General features: G+C 69.0%; 24 protein-coding genes, 1 tRNA gene and 1 pseudogene. 13 read left to right on the top strand and 13 right to left on the bottom strand.

Annotated elements, in window-relative coordinates; translation table 11 throughout:
• Positions 1-16: 16 nt before the first annotated feature.
• Positions 17-2,332 (top strand): DEAD/DEAH box helicase, encoded by a 2,316-nt coding sequence (locus tag IH09_RS20795; protein ID WP_052858523.1) that lies wholly within the window; start codon positions 17-19, stop codon positions 2,330-2,332.
• Between the two features lie 309 nt (positions 2,333-2,641).
• Positions 2,642-2,714, top strand: a tRNA-Lys gene (locus IH09_RS20800).
• Positions 2,715-3,035: 321 nt separating this feature from the next.
• Here IH09_RS20800 and IH09_RS39995 read toward each other — a convergent pair.
• Both IH09_RS39995 and IH09_RS40000 read right to left on the bottom strand, forming a co-directional pair.
• Positions 3,036-3,254, bottom strand: a complete 219-nt coding sequence (locus tag IH09_RS39995) for a DUF397 domain-containing protein (RefSeq protein ID WP_094793375.1) — start codon at positions 3,252-3,254, stop codon at positions 3,036-3,038.
• Between the two features lie 79 nt (positions 3,255-3,333).
• Positions 3,334-4,056 (bottom strand): annotated as a pseudogene (locus tag IH09_RS40000) (helix-turn-helix domain-containing protein); the annotation flags it as partial.
• A gap of 158 nt (positions 4,057-4,214) precedes the next feature.
• On the opposite strand from IH09_RS40000, the gene IH09_RS40005 reads away from it, so the two are divergent.
• The 5 genes from IH09_RS40005 (at position 4,215) to IH09_RS20825 (ending at position 7,693) form a co-directional block, all read left to right on the top strand.
• Entirely contained in the window at positions 4,215-4,493 is a 279-nt protein-coding gene (locus IH09_RS40005) for a hypothetical protein (RefSeq protein WP_052858527.1), read from the top strand.
• Between the two features lie 134 nt (positions 4,494-4,627).
• Positions 4,628-4,777, top strand: a complete 150-nt coding sequence (locus IH09_RS39180; protein ID WP_172450920.1) for a hypothetical protein — start codon at positions 4,628-4,630, stop codon at positions 4,775-4,777.
• 15 nt (positions 4,778-4,792) lie between these two features.
• Entirely contained in the window at positions 4,793-5,980 is a 1,188-nt protein-coding gene (locus IH09_RS20815) for a cupin domain-containing protein (protein ID WP_052858529.1), read from the top strand.
• Positions 5,977-6,885 carry an aldo/keto reductase gene (locus IH09_RS20820; protein WP_052858531.1) on the top strand — a complete coding sequence of 303 codons (909 nt, stop codon included), beginning with the start codon at positions 5,977-5,979 and terminating at the stop codon, positions 6,883-6,885. The genes IH09_RS20815 and IH09_RS20820 overlap by 4 nt, the downstream gene beginning before the upstream one ends.
• Positions 6,886-6,904: 19 nt before the next feature.
• A complete protein-coding gene (locus IH09_RS20825; RefSeq protein ID WP_190233353.1) occupies positions 6,905-7,693 on the top strand; it encodes a phosphotransferase in 789 nt (262 codons plus the stop codon).
• A 3-nt stretch (positions 7,694-7,696) separates the two neighbouring features.
• Here the strand turns inward: IH09_RS20825 and IH09_RS20830 are convergent, their stop codons facing one another.
• Positions 7,697-7,996: a GntR family transcriptional regulator gene (locus tag IH09_RS20830; RefSeq protein WP_052858536.1), complete on the bottom strand. Its 300-nt coding sequence runs from the start codon at positions 7,994-7,996 to the stop codon at positions 7,697-7,699.
• A 180-nt stretch (positions 7,997-8,176) separates the two neighbouring features.
• Between IH09_RS20830 and IH09_RS20835 the strand changes: the two genes are divergently transcribed.
• On the top strand, positions 8,177-8,491 hold the full coding sequence (locus IH09_RS20835) for a hypothetical protein (protein WP_052858538.1): 315 nt from the start codon (positions 8,177-8,179) through the stop codon (positions 8,489-8,491).
• Positions 8,492-8,840: 349 nt separating this feature from the next.
• On the opposite strand, the gene IH09_RS20840 is transcribed toward IH09_RS20835, so the two are convergent.
• The 9 genes from IH09_RS20840 to IH09_RS20880 all read right to left on the bottom strand — a co-directional run bounded on the left by IH09_RS20840 (position 8,841) and on the right by IH09_RS20880 (position 13,786).
• The gene (locus IH09_RS20840) at positions 8,841-9,047 is read right to left on the bottom strand and encodes a hypothetical protein (RefSeq protein WP_052858540.1); all 207 of its coding nucleotides are present in this window, start codon (positions 9,045-9,047) and stop codon (positions 8,841-8,843) included.
• Between the two features lie 155 nt (positions 9,048-9,202).
• Positions 9,203-9,469, bottom strand: coding sequence for a hypothetical protein (locus tag IH09_RS20845; RefSeq protein ID WP_052858542.1), 267 nt, complete (start codon positions 9,467-9,469; stop codon positions 9,203-9,205).
• The gene (locus IH09_RS20850; RefSeq protein WP_052858545.1) at positions 9,466-10,185 is read right to left on the bottom strand and encodes a hypothetical protein; all 720 of its coding nucleotides are present in this window, start codon (positions 10,183-10,185) and stop codon (positions 9,466-9,468) included. Before IH09_RS20850 ends, IH09_RS20845 begins: the two co-directional genes overlap by 4 nt.
• Positions 10,182-10,610: an excisionase family DNA-binding protein gene (locus tag IH09_RS20855; RefSeq protein WP_052858547.1), complete on the bottom strand. Its 429-nt coding sequence runs from the start codon at positions 10,608-10,610 to the stop codon at positions 10,182-10,184. The genes IH09_RS20850 and IH09_RS20855 overlap by 4 nt, the downstream gene beginning before the upstream one ends.
• Positions 10,607-10,942 carry a hypothetical protein gene (locus IH09_RS20860; protein WP_052858549.1) on the bottom strand — a complete coding sequence of 112 codons (336 nt, stop codon included), beginning with the start codon at positions 10,940-10,942 and terminating at the stop codon, positions 10,607-10,609. The genes IH09_RS20855 and IH09_RS20860 overlap by 4 nt, the downstream gene beginning before the upstream one ends.
• Complete coding sequence (locus IH09_RS20865) at positions 10,939-11,301, bottom strand: helix-turn-helix domain-containing protein (RefSeq protein ID WP_052858551.1); 363 nt, start codon at positions 11,299-11,301, stop codon at positions 10,939-10,941. Before IH09_RS20865 ends, IH09_RS20860 begins: the two co-directional genes overlap by 4 nt.
• A gap of 238 nt (positions 11,302-11,539) precedes the next feature.
• Positions 11,540-13,042, bottom strand: coding sequence for a phage/plasmid primase, P4 family (locus tag IH09_RS20870; protein ID WP_052858554.1), 1,503 nt, complete (start codon positions 13,040-13,042; stop codon positions 11,540-11,542).
• Complete coding sequence (locus tag IH09_RS20875) at positions 12,987-13,505, bottom strand: hypothetical protein (RefSeq protein ID WP_190233354.1); 519 nt, start codon at positions 13,503-13,505, stop codon at positions 12,987-12,989. Before IH09_RS20875 ends, IH09_RS20870 begins: the two co-directional genes overlap by 56 nt.
• Positions 13,506-13,555: 50 nt before the next feature.
• A complete protein-coding gene (locus tag IH09_RS20880) occupies positions 13,556-13,786 on the bottom strand; it encodes a MerR family transcriptional regulator (protein WP_052858555.1) in 231 nt (76 codons plus the stop codon).
• A gap of 107 nt (positions 13,787-13,893) precedes the next feature.
• Between IH09_RS20880 and IH09_RS20885 the strand changes: the two genes are divergently transcribed.
• From IH09_RS20885 to IH09_RS20895, 3 genes are all read left to right on the top strand, one after another.
• Complete coding sequence (locus IH09_RS20885; RefSeq protein WP_110952460.1) at positions 13,894-14,673, top strand: helix-turn-helix domain-containing protein; 780 nt, start codon at positions 13,894-13,896, stop codon at positions 14,671-14,673.
• 44 nt (positions 14,674-14,717) lie between these two features.
• Positions 14,718-16,301, top strand: coding sequence for a site-specific integrase (locus IH09_RS20890; RefSeq protein ID WP_052858560.1), 1,584 nt, complete (start codon positions 14,718-14,720; stop codon positions 16,299-16,301).
• Positions 16,302-16,924: 623 nt separating this feature from the next.
• The gene (locus IH09_RS20895; RefSeq protein WP_052858563.1) at positions 16,925-18,961 is read left to right on the top strand and encodes a serine/threonine-protein kinase; all 2,037 of its coding nucleotides are present in this window, start codon (positions 16,925-16,927) and stop codon (positions 18,959-18,961) included.
• A 22-nt stretch (positions 18,962-18,983) separates the two neighbouring features.
• On the opposite strand, the gene IH09_RS20900 is transcribed toward IH09_RS20895, so the two are convergent.
• A complete protein-coding gene (locus tag IH09_RS20900; protein ID WP_318279504.1) occupies positions 18,984-19,454 on the bottom strand; it encodes a CU044_2847 family protein in 471 nt (156 codons plus the stop codon).
• Between the two features lie 227 nt (positions 19,455-19,681).
• Here IH09_RS20900 and IH09_RS20905 point away from each other — a divergent pair, with 227 nt between their 5' ends.
• Both IH09_RS20905 and IH09_RS20910 read left to right on the top strand, forming a co-directional pair.
• Entirely contained in the window at positions 19,682-20,731 is a 1,050-nt protein-coding gene (locus IH09_RS20905) for an SGNH/GDSL hydrolase family protein (protein ID WP_240150460.1), read from the top strand.
• 357 nt (positions 20,732-21,088) lie between these two features.
• Positions 21,089-22,596, top strand: a 1,508-nt coding sequence (locus IH09_RS20910) for an MFS transporter (RefSeq protein ID WP_318279505.1), incomplete at its 3' end; no start/stop codon positions are given.

A 22,596-nucleotide genomic window follows, 5' to 3' on the forward strand; every position in this document is an offset into this window, starting at 1 on the left:
AGGTTTCGCATTTCGCATGTCAATTTCCACTGAGCAGTCCGTCATGCCCGCAGACGACGAGCAGACGGCTCCCCAGACGCACGAGTCGGCCGAGACGGCCGCCGCGGTCGAGACGGCCGACACCACCGAGGCGACCGAGGCCGCCGAGCCCCAGGCAGAGGCCGCTGAGCCCGCCGAGCCGACCATCACCTTCGCGGACCTCGGTCTGCCCGAGGGCGTCGTCCGCAAGCTGGCGCAGAACGGTGTCACCACCCCGTTCCCGATCCAGGCGGCGACCATCCCGGACGCCCTGGCCGGCAAGGACATCCTCGGCCGCGGCCGTACCGGCTCCGGCAAGACCCTCTCCTTCGGTCTGCCGCTGCTGGCCACGCTGTCCGGCGGCCACACCGAGAAGAAGAAGCCCCGCGGCGTCATCCTGACCCCGACCCGCGAGCTCGCGATGCAGGTCGCCGACGCGCTTCAGCCGTACGGCGACGTCCTCGGCCTGAAGATCAAGGTCGTCTGCGGCGGTACGTCCATGGGCAACCAGATCTACGCCCTGGAGCGCGGGGTCGACGTCCTCGTCGCCACCCCGGGCCGACTGCGCGACATCATCAACCGCGGCGCCTGCTCGCTCGCGAACACCCAGGTCGCCGTCCTCGACGAGGCCGACCAGATGTCCGACCTGGGCTTCCTGCCCGAGGTCACCGAGCTGCTCGACCAGGTGCCCGAGGGCGGTCAGCGGATGCTCTTCTCCGCCACGATGGAGAACGAGATCGGCACCCTCGTCAAGCGCTACCTGACCGACCCGGTCAGCCACGAGGTCGACAGCGCCCAGGGCAACGTCACGACCATGACGCACCACGTCCTCGTCGTGAAGCCGAAGGACAAGGCGCCGGTCACGGCCGCCATCGCCGCCCGCAAGGGCCGCACGATCATCTTCGTCCGCACCCAGCTGGGCGCCGACCGGATCGCCGAGCAGCTCGTCGAGTCGGGCGTGAAGGCGGACGCGCTGCACGGCGGTATGACGCAGGGCGCGCGTACCCGGGTGCTCGCGGACTTCAAGGACGGTTACGTCAACGCGCTCGTCGCGACCGACGTCGCCGCCCGCGGTATCCACGTCGACGGCATCGACCTGGTCCTGAACGTCGACCCGGCCGGTGACCACAAGGACTACCTGCACCGCTCGGGCCGTACCGCCCGCGCCGGCCAGTCCGGCACGGTCGTCTCCCTGTCGCTGCCGCACCAGCGCCGGCAGATCTTCCGCCTGATGGAGGACGCGGGCGTGGACGCCTCGCGCCACATCGTCGGCGGTGCCGGTGTCTTCGACGACGACGTCGCCCGGATCACCGGCGCGCGCTCGCTCACCGAGGTGCAGGCCGACTCCGCCAACAACTCCGCCAAGCAGGCGGAGCGCGAGGTGCAGGAGCTGACCCGCGAGCTGGAGCGTCTCCAGCGCCGCGCCACCGAGCTGCGTGAGGACGCCGACCGGCTGACCGCGCGGGCCGCGCGCGAGCGGGGCGAGGACCCGGCGGAGGCGGTCGCCGCCGCTGCCGCGACCGACGAGGCCACCGAGACCACCGAGGCCGTTGTGCCGGCCCAGGCGTCCGCCGCGCCGGACGAGGCGCCGCGCCGCTCCGCTTCCTACGAGCGCCGGGACGACCGCCGCGACGACCGTGGCAACTTCGACCGCCGCGACCGCCGCGACGACCGTCGTGACGACCGCTCGGGTGGCGGCTTCAGCCGTGACCGTCGCGATGACCGCTCGGGTGGCGGTTACGGCGGTGGGTTCAACCGTGACCGTCGTGACGACCGTTCCGGTGGTGGGTTCAACCGTGACCGTCGTGACGACCGCTCGGGTGGCGGTTTCAACCGTGACCGTCGCGATGACCGGTCCGGTGGCGGTTTCAACCGTGATGACCGTTCCGGTGGGTTCAACCGTGACCGTCGTGACGACCGTTCCGGTGGCGGTTTCAACCGTGACCGTCGTGACGACCGCTCGGGTGGCGGTTTCAACCGTGACCGTCGCGATGACCGTTCCGGTGGCGGTTTCAACCGTGACGACCGTTCCGGTGGTGGCTTCAACCGTGACCGCGGCGACCGCCCCGCCCGCCCGTTCAACCGCGATGACCGTTCCGGCGGCCGTCCGGCCTCCGGTGGCTACCGCTCCGGCGGCGGCGACCGTCCGTTCAACCGTGACGACCGTTCCGGTGGGCGTCCGTCCTCGGGCGGCTTCCGCTCCGGCGGCGGTGACCGTCCCTACGGCCGCCGTGACGACCACCGTGGCTCCGGCACCTCGACCGGCTCCTTCGGCCGCCGCGACGACAAGCCGCGCTGGAAGCGCAACGGCTGATCCGGTCCGACCCGATCTGATCCGACTTGATCTGCTGCTCCGACCTGGGCAGATCAGATCGATCGCTTCCGCCCGGTCGCCGAGCGGATGAGCTGATCCACTGCAGGGCCCGTACGACACACAAGTGCCGTACGGGCCCTGTGCGTTGTGCGGGCGGCGGGCGCGTGCCGGGGTGCCGGGGGCGCCCGGTTCCGGTGTGCCGTGTCGGCCGCTCGCGGCCCGCCGCCGACGTCTCCCGCACCTCGGTGAGTCCGCCGGGGGCCCATGCCTTCGGGCTTCGGCGCGTCCTCGGGCTATGCTGCTCGGTGCGGGCCATTAGCTCAATTGGCAGAGCAGTGGACTTTTAATCCATTGGTTCAGGGTTCGAGCCCCTGATGGCCCACCGCGAACGGTGGCGCCTTCGATGCCCTGACCTGCTGCGATGCATGCAGGGGCGGGCTAGGAGGCGCCACCGTCGCTGTATTGAAGCTTCTCGCTGGCCCGCCGCTGGCCCGAAGTGCACGTGGCATCGGGGGGCGAGAGTTCGTGACTTTCGAGATTCCTGCGCCGCCGGTAACCGGGTGGCCCCTCTCGCAGGGGTGAGATGTACGTCACTTGGTAAGGAAAGAGCCCGTTCGTATGCGTCGGCATGACTCGTGCAGGGCATGACAGCGGCCCCCGCCGCTTGGTGAGGGCCGCTTGCTCGGGAGTCTGCTGCGGGATCTCAGGCGTCGAGCTCTCCACCCCGGACGGCCGAGACGAACGACGACCAGGCGCCCGAGGTGATCGTGAGCACGGGGCCGTGCGGGTCCTTGGAGTCACGGACGGGGACGGCGCCGGAAGGCGCGTACGCGGGGGCCCATTCGACGCAATTCCCGCCGTTCCCTTCGCTGTAGCTGCTCTTGACCCACTCTGCGCGGGAGAGGTCGGGGGTGGTGCTCATGGCTGTACGCCTCCGTAACGTGCTGGATAAGGGAGAGTGAATCGTCTCGTGACAGGGCGTCGGCACGTAATCGCTCGTAGGCCGCTCGCGCTTCGGCTACCGCTTCCGCCGAGTCGTCCACCTGCCCTCGTTCATAAGTCTCCTCGTACAGGACTTCGGACCCGTCCTGCTGAGTCAGCACGATAAACGGCACTCCGCGTGATGCGGTGCCCGCGCTGAAGGGGAAGACCTGGACTGTGATGTGCGGAGACTCGGATGCGGCTAGCAGGTGCTGGAGCTGCCCCCGCATGACGTCTGCGCTGCCCACGCTGGACCACAGGACCGCTTCGTGCAGGATCAACCACAGCGATGGTTGGTGGGGCCTGTCGAAAAGCTCCCGCCTCCGCATCCGATCTTCTACCTGCTTTTTGATCTCGATTGCCGAGTCCTGCGGGCGCGCTGATCGGTATACGGCTTCGGCGTACTGCGGGGTTTGCAGTATGCCCATTACGCGCGTGGTGGAGTAGTCACAGATGGCCAGCGCCTCACGCTCCAGCTGGAGATACGGCACGAACCACACCGGGCTGCCGGCGTCGGCCGCTCGCTGCCGCATGCGCGCGTAGGTGCCGGGCGTGCCGAATACGTGGTCGCACTGTTCGGCGAACTGCGCTGACGGTAGCTGTCCGTTCTCCGTCTTGCTCACGTACGGCTGCTGACAGCAAAGCCGAACAGCTAGCTGAGTCTGCGACCAGCCACGGGCTTCACGGGCGTACTTGATCTCCTTGCCGAACTCCGCCGCTGGCGTCTCCGGCTCATCGCTCACGTGTTCAACCCCCAATATTCCAAGCGTAGTTGGAATGGCTAGAGCCCTGGTCAGCGTATCCGGACCGGTGGAACCTAATGATGCCCGGTCCCCATGAACGGGACACGCGGAGGCTCGAACAGAAGGAAGCTGCGCGGATGACCTTAGGAGGGTGATCCATGAGTGACTACAGGCCCCCGTCGGTGCGCGTCTCAGGCGTTGGGCTTGCTCCCGTGGGTCACGGCATGAAGGGCACGAAGACCACGGCGCACGACGTAACAAGGGTCGTGGCGGGCACGGTGGGGGATGACGTGCTGATCGTGCACAAGCTTCGGATCCTGGACGAGAGGGCGGGGAGCCGGCGCGCTGCCTGCGGAGTCGGCAAGCCCAAGGACGAGACCGATGAATGGGCGAGGGCCGTGAACTGTCCGGCGTGCCTTGCCATCGACACCGAATGAGACTCCCGTCCCTGCCGGACGGAACCGAACCCGGCTCCCTCACAGCCATTCGGAATCCCGGCAGGGACGGGGTACGACGGGCCCGCCGACAAGGCGCGGGTCTTGGAAATGCACGATCCCCAAGGAGGAGCAACATGGAGAACACCGCCCCCGCCGCAAAGGCGGACGGCACGTCCCAGGGGCCCGGCCTGGTCAAGGCCCGGCGCAACATCAGCGCCGCCCGTGAGCGGGGCGTCACCCCGTCCGACGGCGGCGGCACCGGCCGTACCGACAGCAACGACTAGTCCGGAGGACATGCGTTGTTGCCGCTGAATCTGGCGGCGCACCTGGGCCGGGACGAGTTCTCGGCCCGGGTGTACCACCGCCGCTACCTTCACGTGCCGGGCGCCCTCCCGGCCCCGGCTGACCTGATCACCTGGGACGACCTCAACACCATCCTCGCCACTCACCGGCTGGACCCGCCCAGGCTCCGCCTGTCGATGGACGGGGAGATGCTGCCGCAGTACCGGTACAGCGCTCCCGTCACGACCCGCCGGCACACCGTGTGGCAACGCCTTCACCCGGCGGAGCTTCACGAGCGACTGACCGAAGGCGCTTCACTGGTCATTGACGCCGTTGACGAACTCCACCCCGCCGTGGGTCGCGCGGCCATGGAACTGGAACAGTGGCTCCGCACCGGTGTCCAGACCAACCTGTACGCGTCATGGACCGCCCGTGAGGGCTTCGGCGTTCACTGGGACGACCATGACGTTGTCGTGGCTCAGGTAGACGGCTCGAAGCGCTGGAAGATCTTCGGGCCCACCCGCACCGCCCCCATGTACAAGGACACGGAAGAGCCGGAGCCCCCGCCGGAGGAGCCGCTCACCGAAATCGTCATGCGCCCCGGGGATCTCCTCTACCTCCCGCGTGGGTGGTGGCACTCGGTTGCTGCCTCCGAAGGGGAGCACTCTCTCCACCTGACCTTCGGCATCCGGACGACCACCGGCGCACAGCTCCTGTCGTGGCTCGCTGACGACTTGCGCCGGCAGGAAGTGTTGCGGCTGGACCTCCCCGTTCACGCCCCGCCGGAGGAACAGGCGGACTATCTGGAGCGGCTGAAGAAGGAAGTGGTAGCCGCCCTGGGGAACCCGGGAGTCCTAGCCCGGTACATGGCCGCACGGGACGCGGAGGACGTGACCCGGATGCGTCCCAGCCTCCCGCACATCAGTGGCGTCCCGGCTCTCCCGGAACTGCGCGTCAGGCTCACCACGGCCCGCGCTCACTGCGCCGACACGGACGACGGGGTCTCCTTCCGTGCGTGCGGCAACGAGTGGGACATGGCGACGGAAGCCGCCCCGCTGTTGCGCCGCCTGATCTCCGCCGTGCCGAACGCGGTAGCCCTGGGGGAGCTGGCCACCACCGCCGGGGTCTCCGTGGAGGATGCGGCTCAGGTGATTACGGAGTTGGTCAACGGCCAGGCGGTAGCGGTTGAAGGGGGCAGCGCATGAACACGGCAGCCCTGGGCCTGGGCACCTACCGCCTTCGTCCTCCCGCCGTTCACGAAGCCGCCTGCCGGGCATGGGAGGACCCTGGGACCGCCTGGGTGGACACAGCCCCCAACTACCTCGGAGGCCGCGCCCAAACACTTCTGGCCCCGGCCCTGGCCCGCCACCCCGTCCCGGTCTCCACAAAGGTCGGCTTCGTCGCCAGCGGCACCGGCACGGCGGCAATCGCGGCCGGAGTCCTTACCTCTTCTGAAGCTCACGCCGGACACTGCCTCACGGCTCCGTTCGTCCACTGGCAGTGCGCCCGGAACCGGGCGGAGCTGGGCCGGGCCCGTCTCAACATGGTCTTCGTCCACAACCCGGAGCGCGCCGCCGGCGACCCGGCCGAAGCCCTTCTTCGTGCCTTCACCGCGTTGGAGGAGGAGGTTGAGGCGGGAGCGCTGGAGGCGTATGGCGTGGCGACCTGGGAGGGCTTCGACACGGGAGTCTTCACCGTGCCGAACCTGGACCACATGGCTTCTGTGGCGGCCGGCTCGAAAGCCCACCACCTTCGAGCCGTACAGCTCCCGGTGTCGCTCGTGACTGCCACCGCCTTCACTCAGGCGTTGGGCGGCAGAGGTCCGATTGCTCAGGCGGCCGAGCGTGGGTGGCAGGTGTATGCGTCCGCCTCCCTCTTCGGTGGAGAACTGCCCGAACTGGCCACTCAGGAACTGACGGACCTGATCCGCCCGGATCTCAGCGTTCCGCAAGCGTGCCTTCTCGCCGTGGCGTCATGCCCAGGGGTGACGCGGGTTCTTCTGTCCACGTCTGACCCTGCACACTGGGCCGAAGGCCGCGCGGCACTCGCTGAGCCGCCGGTCCCAGTCCCCGTGCTGCGAAAGGTGCTTGATGTACTCGCCTCCGACTGAGAGCGCTGACCAACAGCGGATGACGGAAGCGTTCAACCTGGCCGTGGACGAGTTGGACGCCACGGTGGACGGCCCGGAGGTCTGGGGGTGGTTCGGACGCACCCTGAGCGCCCGCGTGTGCACCCAGAGGTATGAGCGGTGCTGGCTTCGGCTGATGACCGCCCCGGCGGAAAAGGCGACGGGGAAGACCTGGGATGGGAACCTCAAGGCCGCTGAACTGTTCGATCTTCGCGTAGCGAAACCTGGCCTGTACGAGACCGTGGAACATGTCGAAGGCGGTTACGGGTACCGAGCCGAACTGAGCCAGTACATTCCCGAGCCGGTCTATTCTCCGTCGCCGGTGCTGAGCCCGGACGCGGCGGTTCCTGCTGCCCCGTGGTGGGAGTCGCTCCGCACGGATCTCGGCGCCGTGGCGAAGACTGCAACGGACCGGGCTGCCTTCCGGCAGGAATGGGCTGACCGAAGCGTCCCGCGCTTCCTCGGCATCCCGGCGCCTCAGATCAGCGAATGGGAAACCGCCCACGGCGACATGCACCCGGCGAACCTCACGGCCAACACGCCGTATCTGCTGGACTGGGAGGGCTTTGGCCGGGCGCCGGTCGGATACGACCCAGCCATGTTGCTGGCGTATTCCTTGCTGGCGCCCGCATTCGCCACGCGGGTCCGTGAGACCTTCCCCGTGCTCAACACGGAGGCCGGCCGGAACGCTCAGATCATCGTCATCACGGAACTCATGCAATCCGCCTCACGCGGGGATCACCCGGAATTGGTTCTCCCACTCCGGGCTCTGGCCGCAGAGTTGGCCTGACCCTCAAACCGCCCCGTCTGCCTGCCCTCCCCGCGTGGCGGATGGACGGGGCTTCTCGTCCTCCGTTGGCCTCTCCGCTACGTAGGTCCCGCGCTGAGGGACTGTGAACACCCAGCCCCCTTCCCGGAGGTGTTTGACCGCGTTGCGGACGGTCTCACGGGCCACGCCGAAGCGCTGAGTCAGGGCGGACTCACTGGGAATCTTCCTGTTGACCGGTAGGGCGCCGCTCTCGATCTCGTCCCTGATCAGGGCGGCAATCTGCTGGTACACCGGCGTGGGCGACTCGTGGTCGATTTCGGGCATCCCACCAGCGTAGACAACCGCCTACGTGTGGCCTGCGCTCCATACGTCCCCCTACCTCGATAGACGAAGGTAGACAAGTTTGGGTATGGTCCTGCCCAGATAGAACCCCGGCGACGGAGGCGGCTGGTACCCGCCTTGATCCATCCCGGGGCATGGCCAACAGCTAAGAGGAGCTGTGACATGCGAGACCTTATCGTGCGCGCCCTGAAATTGGTCAGCGCTCTGTTCGGCATCAAGCCCGGACGCCACAGCGAGGAATACCTCGCGGATCAGACCTTCACCCTCACTGACACCGCCCCCGCGTCCCCCTGGACCCGCCCCTGGGCCGGACCAAGCGCCACGGAAGTCCGCGAGATCTTCCACGCAGAAGAAACCTTCCCACTCACCCCGGAGCAGCGCGAACGACGGTGGGCGCTCCAGTTTGCTGACATCGGCATCGAATACCCCTACCGATACCCGGGCGACCAGTTCGCCGTGCGGGCGGTGGCAGCATGACCCGCAACGCACTCACCGGACCCGCCCCACAGACATCAACCGCCATCTGCTGCCGCTGCGGCAGAGTCACCGGGGCCCCCGTTGCCGTGCGGTGGATGCAGAGCGACAGTGGCCCCGGGGTGGTCTTGTACAGCTGCCCCGAGTGCGCGCCGCAGCTTGTTCTCGGACCGACCCCCGGCGACGTCATCCGTACCCCGTAGATCAGCCGCGAGGCGCAGACCCGCCCGGTCTGGTCGCCGTGCCGGGCGGGGCTTTCTGCTTCCCGGAGCGCTCCTGCGCGGCACCGGGGTATGGCGGTACCCCGCCCGGCGGGGTGCTTGTGCCGCGGGGCCGTGCAGGGGGCGGAGGTTCAGGCCGGCGGAGCAGCGGGGGCTGCGCCTGCGTGCTGGTCGGCGAGGTGGCCGGCGGGCGGTCCGTCGGGTGCGGTTTCCTCGGTGATCTGCTCGCCGGTCTTGCGGGCCTGGGTGTGGATGAGGTCGAGCCATCGGGCGTTGTCGGTGTACAGGACTCCGTCGGCCCACCACAGGGCGGTGTGCACCATGCCGTGCTCGGCCATCACGGGATGTGTGCTGAGCGATCCCGATCGGGCGTCGGATGCGGTGATCTCGCGCTATGGGATCTCGCGGTCGTCGGGGGTCGCGTCATCCCGCTGGGAACGGTCAACGTTGGCTGGAGCCAAGGGAGGTCGTTGCCTCTGCGGTCGGGGCGGGGTCAGGACGTGCGGTCGGTGAGCCGGTCGTACAGGGCTCGGTCGGTGGTGTGGACGCGTACGCGGTCGGGGTAGCTGAGGGCGTCCAGCTCGGCCGGAGTGGTGGGCATGGTGAAGGTGTCGGCCGGCGGGCGGGCGTCGCGTTCGATCTGCTCGGCCCAGCGGCGGTAGGCGGGCGACACGTAGTGCTCGCTCGCCGTGGCGCCGCGATACGGGGTGGCCTCGGCCTGGTGGTGGTTGTCGTCGGTGATGTGCTCGCGTCGGGTCACTTGGTCGCTCCGTCCAACGTGGCGGCGAGGCAGTCGAGTTGGGGGCTGAGTGCGCCGCGCGCTCGGCGTGCCTGGTCGATGACGGGGGTTCGGGTGAATGCCGGGTGGCCTGCGGCCGTGCGGATACCCGCGGTCCGGTCGAGGTCGTCGAGCAGAACGGCGAGGCGGGCGGCGGCTCCGTCCGCGTGCCGGATGCCGCCCTGGCCGAGGTCGACGGTTGCGCCGCTGAATCCGGCGTACCAGCGCGGGGCGGTCGGTGACGCGGACGGGCCCTGCATGTCTTCGGGGGTTCCTGCACACTGGGGTGCGCCTGCGGACCGGAGCAGCGCGGCGGCCTTGGTGACCGTGCCGTCGAACGCGTTGGATGCGGTGAGGAACGCGGCAAGGGCGTCACGTGCAGTGGCGTAGGTGGCGGCGAGGGTCTGCGGGCTCTGCTCGGCGAGTAGCGCGAGGGCCCGCTCGGTCTTGCGCTGGCGTTCCTGCTCGGCGGCCTTGGCGGCGGCGCGGTCGGCCTTGCGGCGTGCGGCCTCGGCGCGCAGCGTGGCGAACCTCCCGAGTTCGCGTGCGTCGGCGAGCTGCTGGGAGGTGACGTGTTCGTCTCCGTCACGTACGCGTTCTTCCAGGGCGGCGAGCAACTGCTCGGCTTCGGCCGCTTCCTGCTCGGCCTGCCCGACGGCGGGCCGGTCGGCCGGTGCGGTGGTGTTCGTGGTGGTCATGCTGCGGTCTCTCCTCGGTGGTGTCGGTAGTGGTTGAGGGCGGCGGTGTCGATGGCCCAGACACGCGCCCCGACCCGTTCGGCGGGCAGTCGGCCGGCCGCGATCAGGGCGCGGACGTGGCGGGGCGTGCAGCCCATCAGGGCGGCGGCCTCAGCCACGCACACTGTGCCCGACGGGCCGGCCGCGCTTCCGGTAGCGGAAGAATCGAACGGCACGGTAACGGAATCGAACGTCTCGGCGTGCTGTGCGGCCGTGTGGAGGGCGTAGAGCACGCGCCGCACCTCGGGGGCCACCTCGCCCCCGTCGGCGCGTACACGGGCTGTCAGGTCGCGCACGAGGGCGCGCAGCACCTCACCCGCGATCGCGGGCGGGACGATCACGGCCCCGTCCGGGCGCGTCAGCCGTTCGGCGTCGGTGTGACTCACCCGCCGGCCCCCTCGTCGCTGTGGAGCGACACGGGGCGGTGTTCGTCGTAGGCGGCACACCACTCGGCCGCTACGGCGCGGGTGGTGCGGCCCATCATCGACGTGTCGTCGCCGGGGTCGAGCAGGGACAGGTAGCGGACCACGTCGGACGGTGGTTCGGTGACGTGCTGGCCGTGGAGTGCGAGGCCCTCGTGTACGGCGCCGAGTACGTCGAGCAGGGACAGGCGTACCGTGCGGCCGTCGGTCAGTCGGTAGGTGTGCATCAGGCGGCGGCCGTCGCGCCGCTTCTCGACGGCGGACAGGCGGCGGGCGAGCGGGGTCGGGCGGCTCATCGGCGGCGCCCGTCCTCGTCGGCTTCGAGCGCGGCGAGGCGCTGTTCGAGGTCGAGGGATTCACGCAGGGACAGAACGGCGTCGAGCAGGGTACGGGCGGCCTGTACGCGGTTGCGGCCGTCGTCGTCGACCAGCGCCGCGCGCAGCGCGGTCACGGCCTCGGCGGCGCCGGCGGCGAGTTGGCCGACAGCACTCGACAGGATCTCGGTGCGGGTGTCACGGACCTCTATCGAGAAGTCGGGGTCTTCCATCCAGCGGCGGACGGTACGCCCGGATACGCCGGACTCACGCGCGGCTTCCTCGGAGGTGGCGCCGCGGGCGAGCGCGACAACGGCGGCGGGGCGGGACTGCTTGGCCACGGGTTCAATCTCCATTTCTACGCGCGCGCGTGAGGCCAGGGCCGGGCGCGCGCGGACATCGGACGGGGTGGTGGTGCGCGGGGCGTCGCGTGGAACGGCTGGGGGCGCAGGGGTGTTTGTGCAGGTGAGGGGCGGCGGATGTAGGGGTGTAGGGGTGTGCTGGGGTTTCCGTTAATGCCTGTACACACCCGCGTAAGGGAGTTTCGGAAACCCCTGCATGGCCCTACATTCCCGCTGGTCAGGGCGTGTCGTCGTCGGTTCCTGCGAGCATCAGACCGAGGTAGAACTGCCCGGCGGCGCGGCGGGTCTTGTCGTGGCCGCGTTTCTTCATGGACTCGGCGAACGCGGCCTCGTTGCCGGGCTGCTCGCCGTTCTCCGCGCACCATCGTGACCACGCGGAGAACAAGTCGCGGGCCTTGACGGTGCTGTGCGGGTTCGTGATCGCTCGTTCGTCGAGGAAACGGGCCAGGGTGTCACTGTCGGCCTGGTAGGCCGCTGTGCGGGCGCGTACGGCCTCGGGCGGGTTCAGTCCCTGCCGCTGGTAGTCGCGCCACCCCTCGTACGCCCACGTGAGAACGGCCGGTGCCGCATTCTTGAGCCGGTCGGGCAGGCCGGGGTCGCGGTCGGTCTCGGGGATCGTCACGTCGAACGGCACGATCAGGATGCGCCGCCATATGGCCGGGTCGTCGCCGGACACCTGGGGCAGGAAGTTGGTCAGCATCACGAGTGTGTGTGCCGGGTCGAACGTGATCGGGTTGCGGTGCATGAGGTTCGCCTCGATCGGGTCACCGCCGACGAGTCGTTTCATGGTGGCCTCGGCGAACCGCCGGCCTTTCTCGGTCTCCGAGCAGAACGCGAGGCGCGCGCCTCGCAAGCGCATCTTGAACGCGCCGTGCCGCTCGTGCTTGGACTCCATGAGGATGGCCGGGTCGACTTCGATCGCGTAGTCACCGAATGCCGACATGAGCGCGTCGCGCAGGGTGCCTTTGCCGTTGGCGCCGGTGCCGGTGAAGATCGGCATGACGTGTTCGGTGACCTTGCCGAGCATGGCGTAGCCGAAGAGGCGTTGAACGAAGCTGCGTACGTCCTCGTCGGGCAGGATGCGGGCGAGGAAGGTCTGCCACTCCGCGTTGTGCTCGGGGGCGAGCGGCCCGCCGGCCACCTTCGTGAGCAGGTCGGCCCGGTCGTTGGCCCGGACTATGCCCGTGTGCAGGTTCACCGTGCTGGTAGGGGTGTTGAACAGGTACGGGTCCGCGTCCAGCCTCTTGGAGGCGGTGGAGATCGGCGGCAGTGCGGATGCGATGCGCACCATGCCGTCAATGCCGGTGGCTGACTCGGCCTTGCGTACGTCCATGAACAGGGCGGTGCGCTCCGGGCCGTCGAGGCGGTCGAGTTCGCCGAGCGCGGCTTTCACCGTGGCAACGGCGGCCTCTACGTCGGCGCGCTTCTCGTCGACCGCCCACCGCGCCCCGTCCCACCGGAACCACCCGATCCCGTGCACGTGCCGCAGACGGTCGGCGTGCTCGGCCACGAAGCGTTCGGCCATCCGCAGGTGTCCCCGGTGGCGCTCCGGTACCGGCACGGGCGCGGCAGCGGACGGGGCGTCATTCGCGCGCGCAGGCGCGGCCGCGACCGGTCGCGCGGGCTCGCCGTAGGGCAGGGCGGTGAGCATCCGTATCACCGGGTCAAGCGGCGGCGGCCCGTCCGGCGGCGCGCAGGTGTCGGGGTGGTGCGAGGTCACGCGGGGGCTCCTGGGGCTGGTTGCGGGGGCGGTCAATCTGCCGTCCGTCGGGGGTGAGGGTGCGGACCCAACCGGGGCGTCCGGGGATGGCGACGGGCGGCCACCCACGCGTAGCGGCCACGGGACGGGCGCGGGCGGTGGAGGCGCGGCGGCGGGCGGCGACTTCGTCGTGGGTCGGCCGGCGGGCGAGGCCGGGCGCGATGGTGCGGGCGTAAGCGTTGGCGTCCGCCGTGACGACGCGGAACCACTCGTCGGGGTCGGCGTCGGCGAGATGGTCGAGCCACTGCTCGCGGGCATTGCGGCGGCGCCACTGCTCCGCGGCCGTGATGAGCGCGACCGCACGGCGAGGGTCGGCGGCGCGTAGTGCGCGCCATGCTGGGCTGCCGTACTCGGGCGCACTGCCGACGTTGAGCGCAGTCACCTGGGCCGACGCCCACAGGGCCACGGCGTCGTGTGCGATCACCTCGGGCGGTACGGATGAGCCTTGGACTCCGCGGCGACCGAGAGGCGTCTTCACCGCGGCTCCGTCGGTATGGGCCCCTTTACGTCTTCCGCCCGAACGCCGAGCAAGTCGAGCAGGTCGGCGGTGGGAACGCGGTACGAGTTGCCGACGCGGAGCAGTCGCACCGGAAACTCTCCGCGCTGAGCAAGTTCGTACGCCTTCGACCGGCCCAGAGACAGGGCACGGCCCGCCGTGAGCAGGTCGACGGCGGCGGGAAGTGCGAGCAGATCGGAACGGGTCATGCCAGGCTGTGTCACAGGATGCCTACCTTCGTGGGTTTGGCCACTAGTGATCACAACCCTGCCTAGATCCACTGGACGATGTCAATTAGTTTGAGTACTGTGCTCTCATGACACAAGATGACTGGTCGGGGCGGCTAGCTCGCCGCATCGCAGGCGAGGTGCGGCGTTTTCGTCGACACCGGGGAATGAGCGCTCAGCAACTCTCTGATCGCTGCACAGAACTCGGGATGCCGATCGCGCGATCGGTCCTGGCTAACTTCGAGAGTGGTAGACGCCCGACGATTTCGGTCGCTGAAATCCTCGTTATTGCGCAGGCTTTGAGGGTGCCGCCGGTGGCGCTGATCTTCCCTGTCGGGTACGAAGGGAGCGCCGAGGTTCTTCCTGGGCAGACCGCCGACGCATTCGAAGCCGCCCAATGGTTCACAGGAGAGGCGCCAGGGCACACCGGCCCTGAAGGCTGGCGGTATACGGATCCCGACGCGGACGACTTCGAGGATACGCCTTTCGGTATCTATCGATTCCGTCGGCACGAGGAACTTGTGCGGGCCCTCGTCTCTCATCAGCTAAGAGCCGACGAAAAGATGAGGCGCGCAGCACAGATGACTGACAAGTGGCCGGAAGTCGAGCTACGGCGTGCCCTTATCGATGTCGCGGAGGAGATGGAGGAGGCGACACACCGTGGCGCGGAGGAGGTTGAATCTATCCGCCGTGAGCTACGTGAGGAAGGTATGACGCCCCCGCCGCTTCCCTACTACCTTGCCCCCTATTTCCGTGAAGACGTTGAGCGGCCGGCCTTTGCGGACCCGCTTCGCCGGCTTCTCGAAAAGAAGAGCAGTGCCGGCGAAGATAACGAAGAGGAGTTGCAACGGATAGAAGAAGGCGAGTGACACGGTTAACGAGACTGGCCTCACAAGCGAGGGGGATTAAATCAATGGCTGCTAGCCGTCGTGGTGGAGCTGTATACAAGCGGTGCGAGTGTCGCGGCGAGAACGGAAAACTTCTCGGGAAAGATTGCCCGAGTCTGAAGAAGCGTAACCACGGCCGTCCGGCGATACGCCAGGAATTGCCACGAACGGAGGACGGCGCGCGGCGCACTTTCCGCCGCACGGGATACGAAAAAGTCAAGGAAGCTCAGAGCGACCTCGATCGCGTGCGTGCAATCCTTGACCTTGCCGGAGACGACGAGAACGACCGGCGCCGAGTGGCGGATCTTCTAGCCGACGTCTCGAAAAGGCGGCTGCCGATACCTGATCCGACCGAGGTTACCCGGCGGCTCGGAGTTGGTGTACCGCTGGACGGTAAAGCCACCGTAGGTGACTGGCTTGATAAATGGCTCGCCAACAAGAAAACAAGACAGACAACCAACAACGGCTACGCTTCGCACATCCGCGTGCACCTGAAACCGCGGATCGGGCACATGCGTCTTGATCGCCTGTCTGTTGCCCATGTTCAAGACATGTTCGACGCCATCGCGGACGAATCCGACGTGATACGTGCTGAAAACGAAGCACGGCGGGCGCAGGAAGCGCGCAGCCGATGGGGTAAACCCGGTGCTCCGCCAGCCAAGGAGCGCCCGCGCCTGGCCGAGGAGCGCGCCAAGCTGGCCGATCTGAAGCCGTACCGCAAGGCAAACGGTCCGGCAACGCGACAGGCGATCCGCCGCACACTGCGGACCGCGCTGAACAAGGCGATTGCCGAGCAACTGATCACCTTCAACGCCGCGACGCATGTGGAACTTGACGTTGCGGCTCGCCCGAAGGGGCTTCTGTGGACCGCTGAGAGGGTCGCTCGTTGGCGGGCCACGGGCGAGATTCCGAGCCCCGTCATGGTCTGGACGCCTGAACAGCTCGGCTGTTTTCTGGACGAGGCAGAAAGCCACCGGCTCTACGCCTTCTATCACTTGGTCGCGCACCATGGCCTACGCCGCGGCGAGGGCGTCGGCCAGGAGTGGCGAGACGCCCACCTCGATCAGAAGCCTCCCCGCATCGAAGTCACCACTGAAATCGTGGTCGACGGGTGGACACCGATCGAAACTGCGCCGAAGACCGATCAGTCGGCGGCCGCGGTGATGATCGACCGGGGCACTGTGAAGGTGCTCAAGGAGCACAAGAGGCGCCAACTGGCAGAGCGGGACGCCTGGAACGAGAACGCCGTGCAGGAGCGGGAGGCCGGCAAAGAGACGTCGGACTGGACGGACACGGGCAAGATGTTCACCGCCGAGGACGGCAGTTGGCTGCACCCGGACGTGGTCAGCCGGGAGTTCAAAAAGATCAGCGATGCGGCGGGCCTGCCGCCCATCAACCTCCGCGACCTTCGGCACGGCGCGGCCGGACTCGTGAAGGCGGGCGGGGGTGACCTGCACGACGCCAAGGTGAAGCTGCGCCACTCCACCATCACGCTCACCTCGGACACCTACATGGCCATGTTCGAGGAGTACGAGCAGGAACTGACGGAGCGGGCGGCGGCAGCGGTGCCGCGGGCGCGCCGCAGCCGCAAGAGGGCTTCTGCCGCGTAGCCTGGAAGACGTCACACAGAGCCCCATTACCGCAGGTCACCGGGCCTTTCTGCTGGCCCCCTGCTGGCCCGGATGCTCTGGAAAGAGGCGGTAGGGCGCGGTACGAAGCAGGCTAAGCGATCACATGTCGAGGCAGGTAAACGGCCTCTGAGCTGCACATACAGGGACTCTTCCCGATCATGAGGCACTCTGCGGCACAGGCCGGTTTGGGTGCTCCGCAGACTTTTAATCCATTGGTTCAGGGTTCGAGCCCCTGATGGCCCACCAGAAGCTTCGCGATACAGCGGCTCTGACCTGCTACGCAGCGCCCCGTCCGGGATCTCTCGGACGGGGCACTGCGTCGTTGGGGGCGGGTGTGGGGTGTGTGATCTGGTTCACGGGGTGCTCCGGGCGCGCGCCGCGTACGCCATGGTCCCCGCGTTCCCCACGTTCCCCACGGTGGTGCCGGCCGGGTTCGGTGGCCGCCGGGGTTGCCGCGCGTGTGGCATGGGCCCGCCGGCATCCGCTCGTTCGCCGTCCGCTCGTTCCCCGTTCGCCGGAGCTTCGTAGCTGCGGTAACGCGCTTTATCCTTGCCCGAGTTCAGTCGACCGCATGGGGACGATCGCCGGGGGAACAGATCGACATGAGCAGTGCCAAGAGCGGCGAACCGGACGATGATTTCGGGCGGATACCGCCACTCGCCCCGGGTGACCCGCAACGGATCGGGCCCTATCTGCTGCTCGGCCGGCTCGGGGCCGGGGGGATGGGCCGGGTGTTCCTGGCCCGGTCCGGTGGCGGGCGCACGGTAGCCGTCAAGGTGGTGCACGAGGAGCACACGTCGAATGCGCACTTCCGGGCCCGCTTCCGCCGGGAGATCGATGCGGCGCGGCGCGTCGGCGAGCGCTACACGGCGCCCGTACTCGACGCGGACCCCGACGCCGACCGGCCCTGGGTGGCCACGGGCTATGTGCCCGGTCCCTCCCTGGAGCAGGTCGTCCGCCGGTACGGCCCGCTGCCCGCGGACTCCGTACACGCGCTGGCCGACGGGCTGCTGCGCGCGCTCCGGGACATCCACGCGGCGGGGATCGTGCACCGTGATCTGAAGCCGTCCAACGTGATGCTCACCGTTGAGGGCCCCCGGGTCATCGACTTCGGCATCGCGCGCGCTCTGCAGACCTCGGTGGACTCCCTGCTGACCAGCACCGGAATGGTCATCGGCTCGCCCGGATTCATGTCGCCCGAGCAGGTCCGCGGCCAGGAGGCGGGGACCGCGAGCGATGTCTTCACGCTCGGCTGCGTCCTGATGTACGCGGCGACGGGCCTGCTGCCCTTCGGGCAGGGCGCGGGCAATCAGCACGCGGTGATGTACCAGATCGTCGAGGACGAGCCCGATCTGAGCGAGGTGCGGGACGAGGCCCTGCGCACCCTGATCGCCCGTTGTCTGACGAAGGACGTCGCAGGGCGCGCGGGCGTGGACGAGCTGCTGGCGGATGCCCCGCGGCAGGCGACGGCCAACGGTGTATGGCTGCCCGCGGAGCTTGTGGCGCACCTGGCACGGCAGGCGGCACGGCTTCTGGACGTGGAGGCGTCTCCCGTACGGGAGACGGACGCGGCTCCGGCGGCGGACGCGTCGGCTTCGCCGGCCCCGGGGACCCCCGACCGCGCCACGGTCGGCCTCCGGGGGAAGTCCCCGGACCCGGCCCTGGCACCGGCCCCGTCCTCGGACCCGAACCCGGACCCGGACCCGTCCCGAGCCCCGGCCGGCGGCGAATCCGGGAAAGCGGCGCCCGGAGGCGGGGAGGCAGGGGATCAAGGGGGGCAAGGGGAGCCGGGGCGGTCACCGGCCAAGACCTCGGAGCGGGAGCGGCGTTCTCGTCGGCCGGTGATCATCGTGGCCGCGGTCGCCGTGGTCGGGGTCGGTGGCGGCGCCGTGACCCTGCTCCAGCCCGGCAGCGTTCCGCAAGCCGGGCGCCCCGGCAACGTCCGGACCGCATCGCCGACTCCCGGTAACTCCTCGGGGCTGCCCCGTTCTTCACCGCCCCAGGGTGCGAGCTCTCCGCAGGGCTCCGATGACAAGGGCAAGAACGAAGCCACCGACGGAGGCGGAGCGGGAGGTGGTGGTGGAGGCAAGGAGAAAGAGGGCCAGGGCAAAGGCGGTACGGCGGGCGGGAGCGCGGGGTCGGCGGGGCAGGCACCGGCGTCCGGCGGCTCGAACCCTGGAGGCTCCGGCGGCTCCGGTTCCTCCGGCGGTTCGAACACCGCGAGCTCCGGCGGCGGTGCGGGCGGTTCCGGTACGTCGGGAGGTGGTGCGTCCGGAGGCGGTACGGCCGACGGCGGCAAGGTCCCCTCGTCCTTCGTCGGCACCTGGAGTCTCACCGGCCAGTACGCCATCCAGCCGGGCACGCTGATCATCTCCCGGGCCGCCACGGGCGGTCACGCCGTCCGGCTCATCAGCGATATCACCGGTACGGGCCACTGCGAGAGCGTGGCCAAGCTCGTCTCCGTGGCGGGTGGCGGGAACCGCATCAACATCGGCCCCGCCGTCGTGGACCAGGCCCGGTCAACGGGAATCTGCGGAACCTCGGACCCCTCGTACCTGATCCTCGACGACCCGAGCGGTATCCGCCACAACGTGGGACCCGCCCACGGCGACGGATACCACTACGAGCGGGCCAACTGAGGGTCGGCGCGGCCGCGGCCCCTCACTCCGTCCGGGGCCGCGGCTGCCAGGTCGCCGTGATGGTGAGGCTCGCCCGGCCGTTGACCCCGACGATGCCGAGCTTGAGGTCCTGGCCGACCTGCACACCGAACTGCACCGACAGCTCGTTCGGCGGCCGCTCGGCTGTGGTGATCACGTCGTGGATCTCCTGGAGCAGGGGGCCCAGCGGGCGCAGGGTCGTCCGCAGCGTCGCGACGGCGGCCGTGGCGGCGCCCGCACCGCTCCGGGGCACCGGCAGGGTCGGGCCGGCGCCCTCGGGCGGGTCCGCCACGTCGGGCAGGTCCGCCTTTCCGGGCCGGTCTTGAGGGGAAGGGGCGGGACCGGAGCCGGTCGGGGTCAGTTCCAGGCGGATCGTCGTCCCGTCGCGGAGGCTGAGTTCGGCGAGCTGCGGTTCTTGGGGCTGCGGTGCGGCGAGATGCGGTTCGGCGCGATGCGATTCATGGAGATCCGGCACGTTTTCATTGTGCCGATCGGCCGTGGGCGTGACGGGGGAACGGGGGGAACGGGGGGCCTGCCCGGTGGGCGGTACCCGGTGTCCGGTGGAGGCGTGGGGTTGCCGGGGAGCACATGGGTTACCCCAGTGGGGGATGTGTGCGATGCGTCGGGTGCGCAGAGTGTCGGACTGGTTACGATGCGCGGCGATATCAGGGAACACCCTGACACGTCACGAAGGACGACCATATGTCCAGACCTCGTATGCCCTCGCTCGTCCGCGCGTCGCTCGCCGCGGCCGCCGCGTTCGCTGCCGTCCTGTCCGTGTTCGGTCCGGCTCCGGCGGCCCGTGCCGCCCGTGAACCGAGCTATGTGGCCCTCGGCGACTCCTACAGTGCCGATGTCTTCGTACGGCCGTGGGACGACAGTGACGGCTGCGGCCGCTCGTACCGCAGCTACCCGCACCAGGTCGCCCAGGAGCTGGGCCTGCACCTCACCGATGTCACCTGCGGCGCGGCCGAGGTGCGGGACGGCATTCTGGAGCCGCAGCCGGCCTCGAAGCTGCACGGCCCGCCCTCCGTACCGCCCGCGGGCGGCTGGCGGGAGAAGCGCCCGCAGATCGACTACCTCCACGACGACACCGACTACGTGAGCGTCGGCATCGGCGGGAACAGCCTCGGCTTCGGGGACATCGTGACCCAGTGCCTGGAGCGCGGCGCGCGGTCGATCGGCCTCGGGACGCCGTGCACGAACTACTTCACCACCGGTGAGGGGCGGGAGTGGCTGGCGGGCAAGTTCGCCCAACTGGACCATGATTTCGGTCAGATGATGACCGAGATCCGGGACCGGGCGCCGGGGGCCAAGGTCCTGGTCGTCGGCTATCCGGCGATCGTTCCGACCAACTCCGGCTGCAGCTGGGGCGTCTGGCGTCAGCTCGGCACCACCGCCAAGAAGGACATGCCCTGGCTGGACGGCCTGGAGCGCGAGCTCAACGAACTGATCGAACGGCACGCCGTCGAGCACGGCGCGACCTATGTCGACATCTACGGGCCGAGCGCCGGCCACGGGCTGTGTGAACCCGAAGGCCAGAGGTGGATGTACGGGGTCAAGGACGACCTCACGGGAGACGGGGACCAGACGGATACGCCGTCCGAGCTCTGTGACGAGATCCCCGGCAACGGTGCGGCGTGCACCTTTGTGCACCCCAATGCCCATGGCGCGGACAACCAGGCACGTCAGGTCCGGGCCGCTTTCGAGCAGCGGCGCGCGCTCGTTCCGGCGGCGGGGCGCAGATTCTGACGGTACGCAGATTCTGACGGTAGGTGGATCCGGCGCGTGCCGGCGGCAGGTGAATCCGGCCTGCTCCGCCGCCAGTCGCTTCGGCGGCCGGCGGCGGGGCGGGCCGCAAGCGATTTTCCGGGCATTCACGGGAAATGTATTCATTCGCCGTACGTATGAATCGGGCGGTTCGGCTATTTGTCCGGCCTCGCGTCACCCCGTTAGTTTCGTCCGCGGTGCCGAACCGGCGGCGCCGAAAAGACGTTACGGGGCACGGTGAATGTGATGCACCTCGGTGATGAGGTGTGCGGGAATGGCGTGTACAGGGGCGGCGTGGACGGGGATGACTCGTACCGGCGATGGTGGGCATTTGCCGGAGTGAGCGTCATCAGCTTTCTCGGGTGTATCGATCTCACCATCGTCAATACCGCGGCCCCGGAGATACAGGGCGATCTGGGTGCGACGGTCATCGAACTCCAGCTGATCGTGAATATCTTTATCGCGGCGCTGTCCATGTTCATGGTGACGATGGGGCGGCTGGCCGATAGGTACGGGCGCCGGCGGGTCCTCTACTGCGGGACCGTCGTCTTCGGGATCGCCTCGCTGGCCGCCGGTGCCGCCACGGACGTGCGGCTGCTCATCGTCTGCCGCTTCGTACAGGGCGCAGCCTGCGCCGTGCTCTACACCGCCACCAGCGCGATCGTCGCGCACGCCTTCCCGCCGGAGCGGCGCGGCAAGGCCATCGGGGCGCTGTACGGCGTCAACGGCATCGGGCTGGCGGTCGGTCCCGTGCTCGGCGGGTTCATCGTCAGCGGGTTCGGCTGGCGCTGGATGTTCTGGCTGAATGTTCCGCTCATCGTCATCGCACTGGCGATATGTTTCCCGACGGTGCGGGAATCGCGCGGTGGCGGAAACGAGCGAATGGACTGGCTCGGGCTCACCTTGCTGACGGCCGGGCTGCCCGCGGTCATTCTGGGGCTTACGCTGGGGGACACCTGGGGATGGGGATCCGGACAAATTATCGGGCTGCTGGGCGGTGGGGTGCTGGCGCTCACCGCGTTCTGCGTCGTGGAGCGCAAGGTTGTTTCGCCGATCGTTGATTTCCAACTCTTCGTGAACCGTACGTTCATCGGTGCCATCGTGGCCGACTTCTCGCTGGCGTTCTTCTACTGCCTGGCGTTCTTCCTGATGCCGCTTTTTCTGTATTCGGTACGGCATTACCAGGGATACGCGAGCGGGCTGATGCTGCTGCCGTGCACCGCGCTCGTGGCGCTGCTCTCCCCGTTGGTGGGGCGGCTGGTGGACCGTTTTCCGCCACGGCTGCTGCTCTGCGTCGGCTTCGCCGCGTTCGCGCTGTCGGCCGTGCTCCAGGCGCGTTTCACCCGCGACAGCGGCGTCGCCGGCATCGTGGTCGCGTTCCTGCTGATGGGCGTCGGCTGGGCGTTCGTGCTCGGCCCGGCCACCGTCGCCGCCCTGTCCTCCGCACCGGACCGGCTGGCGGGGACGGCCGTTGGCGCGTCATGGACGTTCCACAACCTGGGCGGGGCGATCGGGCTGGCTGCCGGTATGGCGGTCTATCGCTGGTCCGCGGCGGACTCGCTGGCCGACGCCCTTGCCGCGCGGCACCTGCCCGGTGGGGCGTGGGCCGAGGCGGTGGTCGCCGATCCCTCGGCGGGCGCCGCGGCGCTGCGCGCGCACACCGGTCTGGGCGGGCGGGAGGCCGATGAACTCTTCGGTGATCTGTTCCTCCGCGGCAACCAGGCGGCGATGTGGCTGCTGGCCGGGGTGGCCGGCGTCGCCTTTCTGGTCATCTCGCTCGGGATGCGGGGTGAGCGGCGTGGGGGCTGTCTCTTATACACATCTGACGCTGCCGACGAGACCCCTTG

The organism is Streptomyces celluloflavus (genome assembly GCA_000720995.1).
GTDB lineage: Bacteria > Actinomycetota > Actinomycetes > Streptomycetales > Streptomycetaceae > Streptomyces > Streptomyces celluloflavus.

What these genes read in the sequence shown, in the direction of transcription:
- IH09_RS20795 (WP_052858523.1), top strand. Translation starts at nt 17, where the DNA reads ATGTCAATTTCCACTGAGCAGTCCGTCATGCCCGCAGACGACGAGCAG.
- IH09_RS39995 (WP_094793375.1), bottom strand. Translation starts at nt 3,254, where the DNA reads ATGAGCACCACCCCCGACCTCTCCCGCGCAGAGTGGGTCAAGAGCAGC.
- IH09_RS40005 (WP_052858527.1), top strand. Translation starts at nt 4,215, where the DNA reads ATGAGTGACTACAGGCCCCCGTCGGTGCGCGTCTCAGGCGTTGGGCTT.
- IH09_RS39180 (WP_172450920.1), top strand. Translation starts at nt 4,628, where the DNA reads ATGGAGAACACCGCCCCCGCCGCAAAGGCGGACGGCACGTCCCAGGGG.
- IH09_RS20820 (WP_052858531.1), top strand. Translation starts at nt 5,977, where the DNA reads ATGAACACGGCAGCCCTGGGCCTGGGCACCTACCGCCTTCGTCCTCCC.
- IH09_RS20825 (WP_190233353.1), top strand. Translation starts at nt 6,905, where the DNA reads ATGACGGAAGCGTTCAACCTGGCCGTGGACGAGTTGGACGCCACGGTG.
- IH09_RS20830 (WP_052858536.1), bottom strand. Translation starts at nt 7,996, where the DNA reads ATGCCCGAAATCGACCACGAGTCGCCCACGCCGGTGTACCAGCAGATT.
- IH09_RS20835 (WP_052858538.1), top strand. Translation starts at nt 8,177, where the DNA reads ATGCGAGACCTTATCGTGCGCGCCCTGAAATTGGTCAGCGCTCTGTTC.
- IH09_RS20840 (WP_052858540.1), bottom strand. Translation starts at nt 9,047, where the DNA reads ATGGCCGAGCACGGCATGGTGCACACCGCCCTGTGGTGGGCCGACGGA.
- IH09_RS20850 (WP_052858545.1), bottom strand. Translation starts at nt 10,185, where the DNA reads ATGACCACCACGAACACCACCGCACCGGCCGACCGGCCCGCCGTCGGG.
- IH09_RS20860 (WP_052858549.1), bottom strand. Translation starts at nt 10,942, where the DNA reads ATGAGCCGCCCGACCCCGCTCGCCCGCCGCCTGTCCGCCGTCGAGAAG.
- IH09_RS20880 (WP_052858555.1), bottom strand. Translation starts at nt 13,786, where the DNA reads ATGACCCGTTCCGATCTGCTCGCACTTCCCGCCGCCGTCGACCTGCTC.
- IH09_RS20885 (WP_110952460.1), top strand. Translation starts at nt 13,894, where the DNA reads ATGACACAAGATGACTGGTCGGGGCGGCTAGCTCGCCGCATCGCAGGC.
- IH09_RS20890 (WP_052858560.1), top strand. Translation starts at nt 14,718, where the DNA reads ATGGCTGCTAGCCGTCGTGGTGGAGCTGTATACAAGCGGTGCGAGTGT.
- IH09_RS20895 (WP_052858563.1), top strand. Translation starts at nt 16,925, where the DNA reads ATGAGCAGTGCCAAGAGCGGCGAACCGGACGATGATTTCGGGCGGATA.
- IH09_RS20905 (WP_240150460.1), top strand. Translation starts at nt 19,682, where the DNA reads ATGTCCAGACCTCGTATGCCCTCGCTCGTCCGCGCGTCGCTCGCCGCG.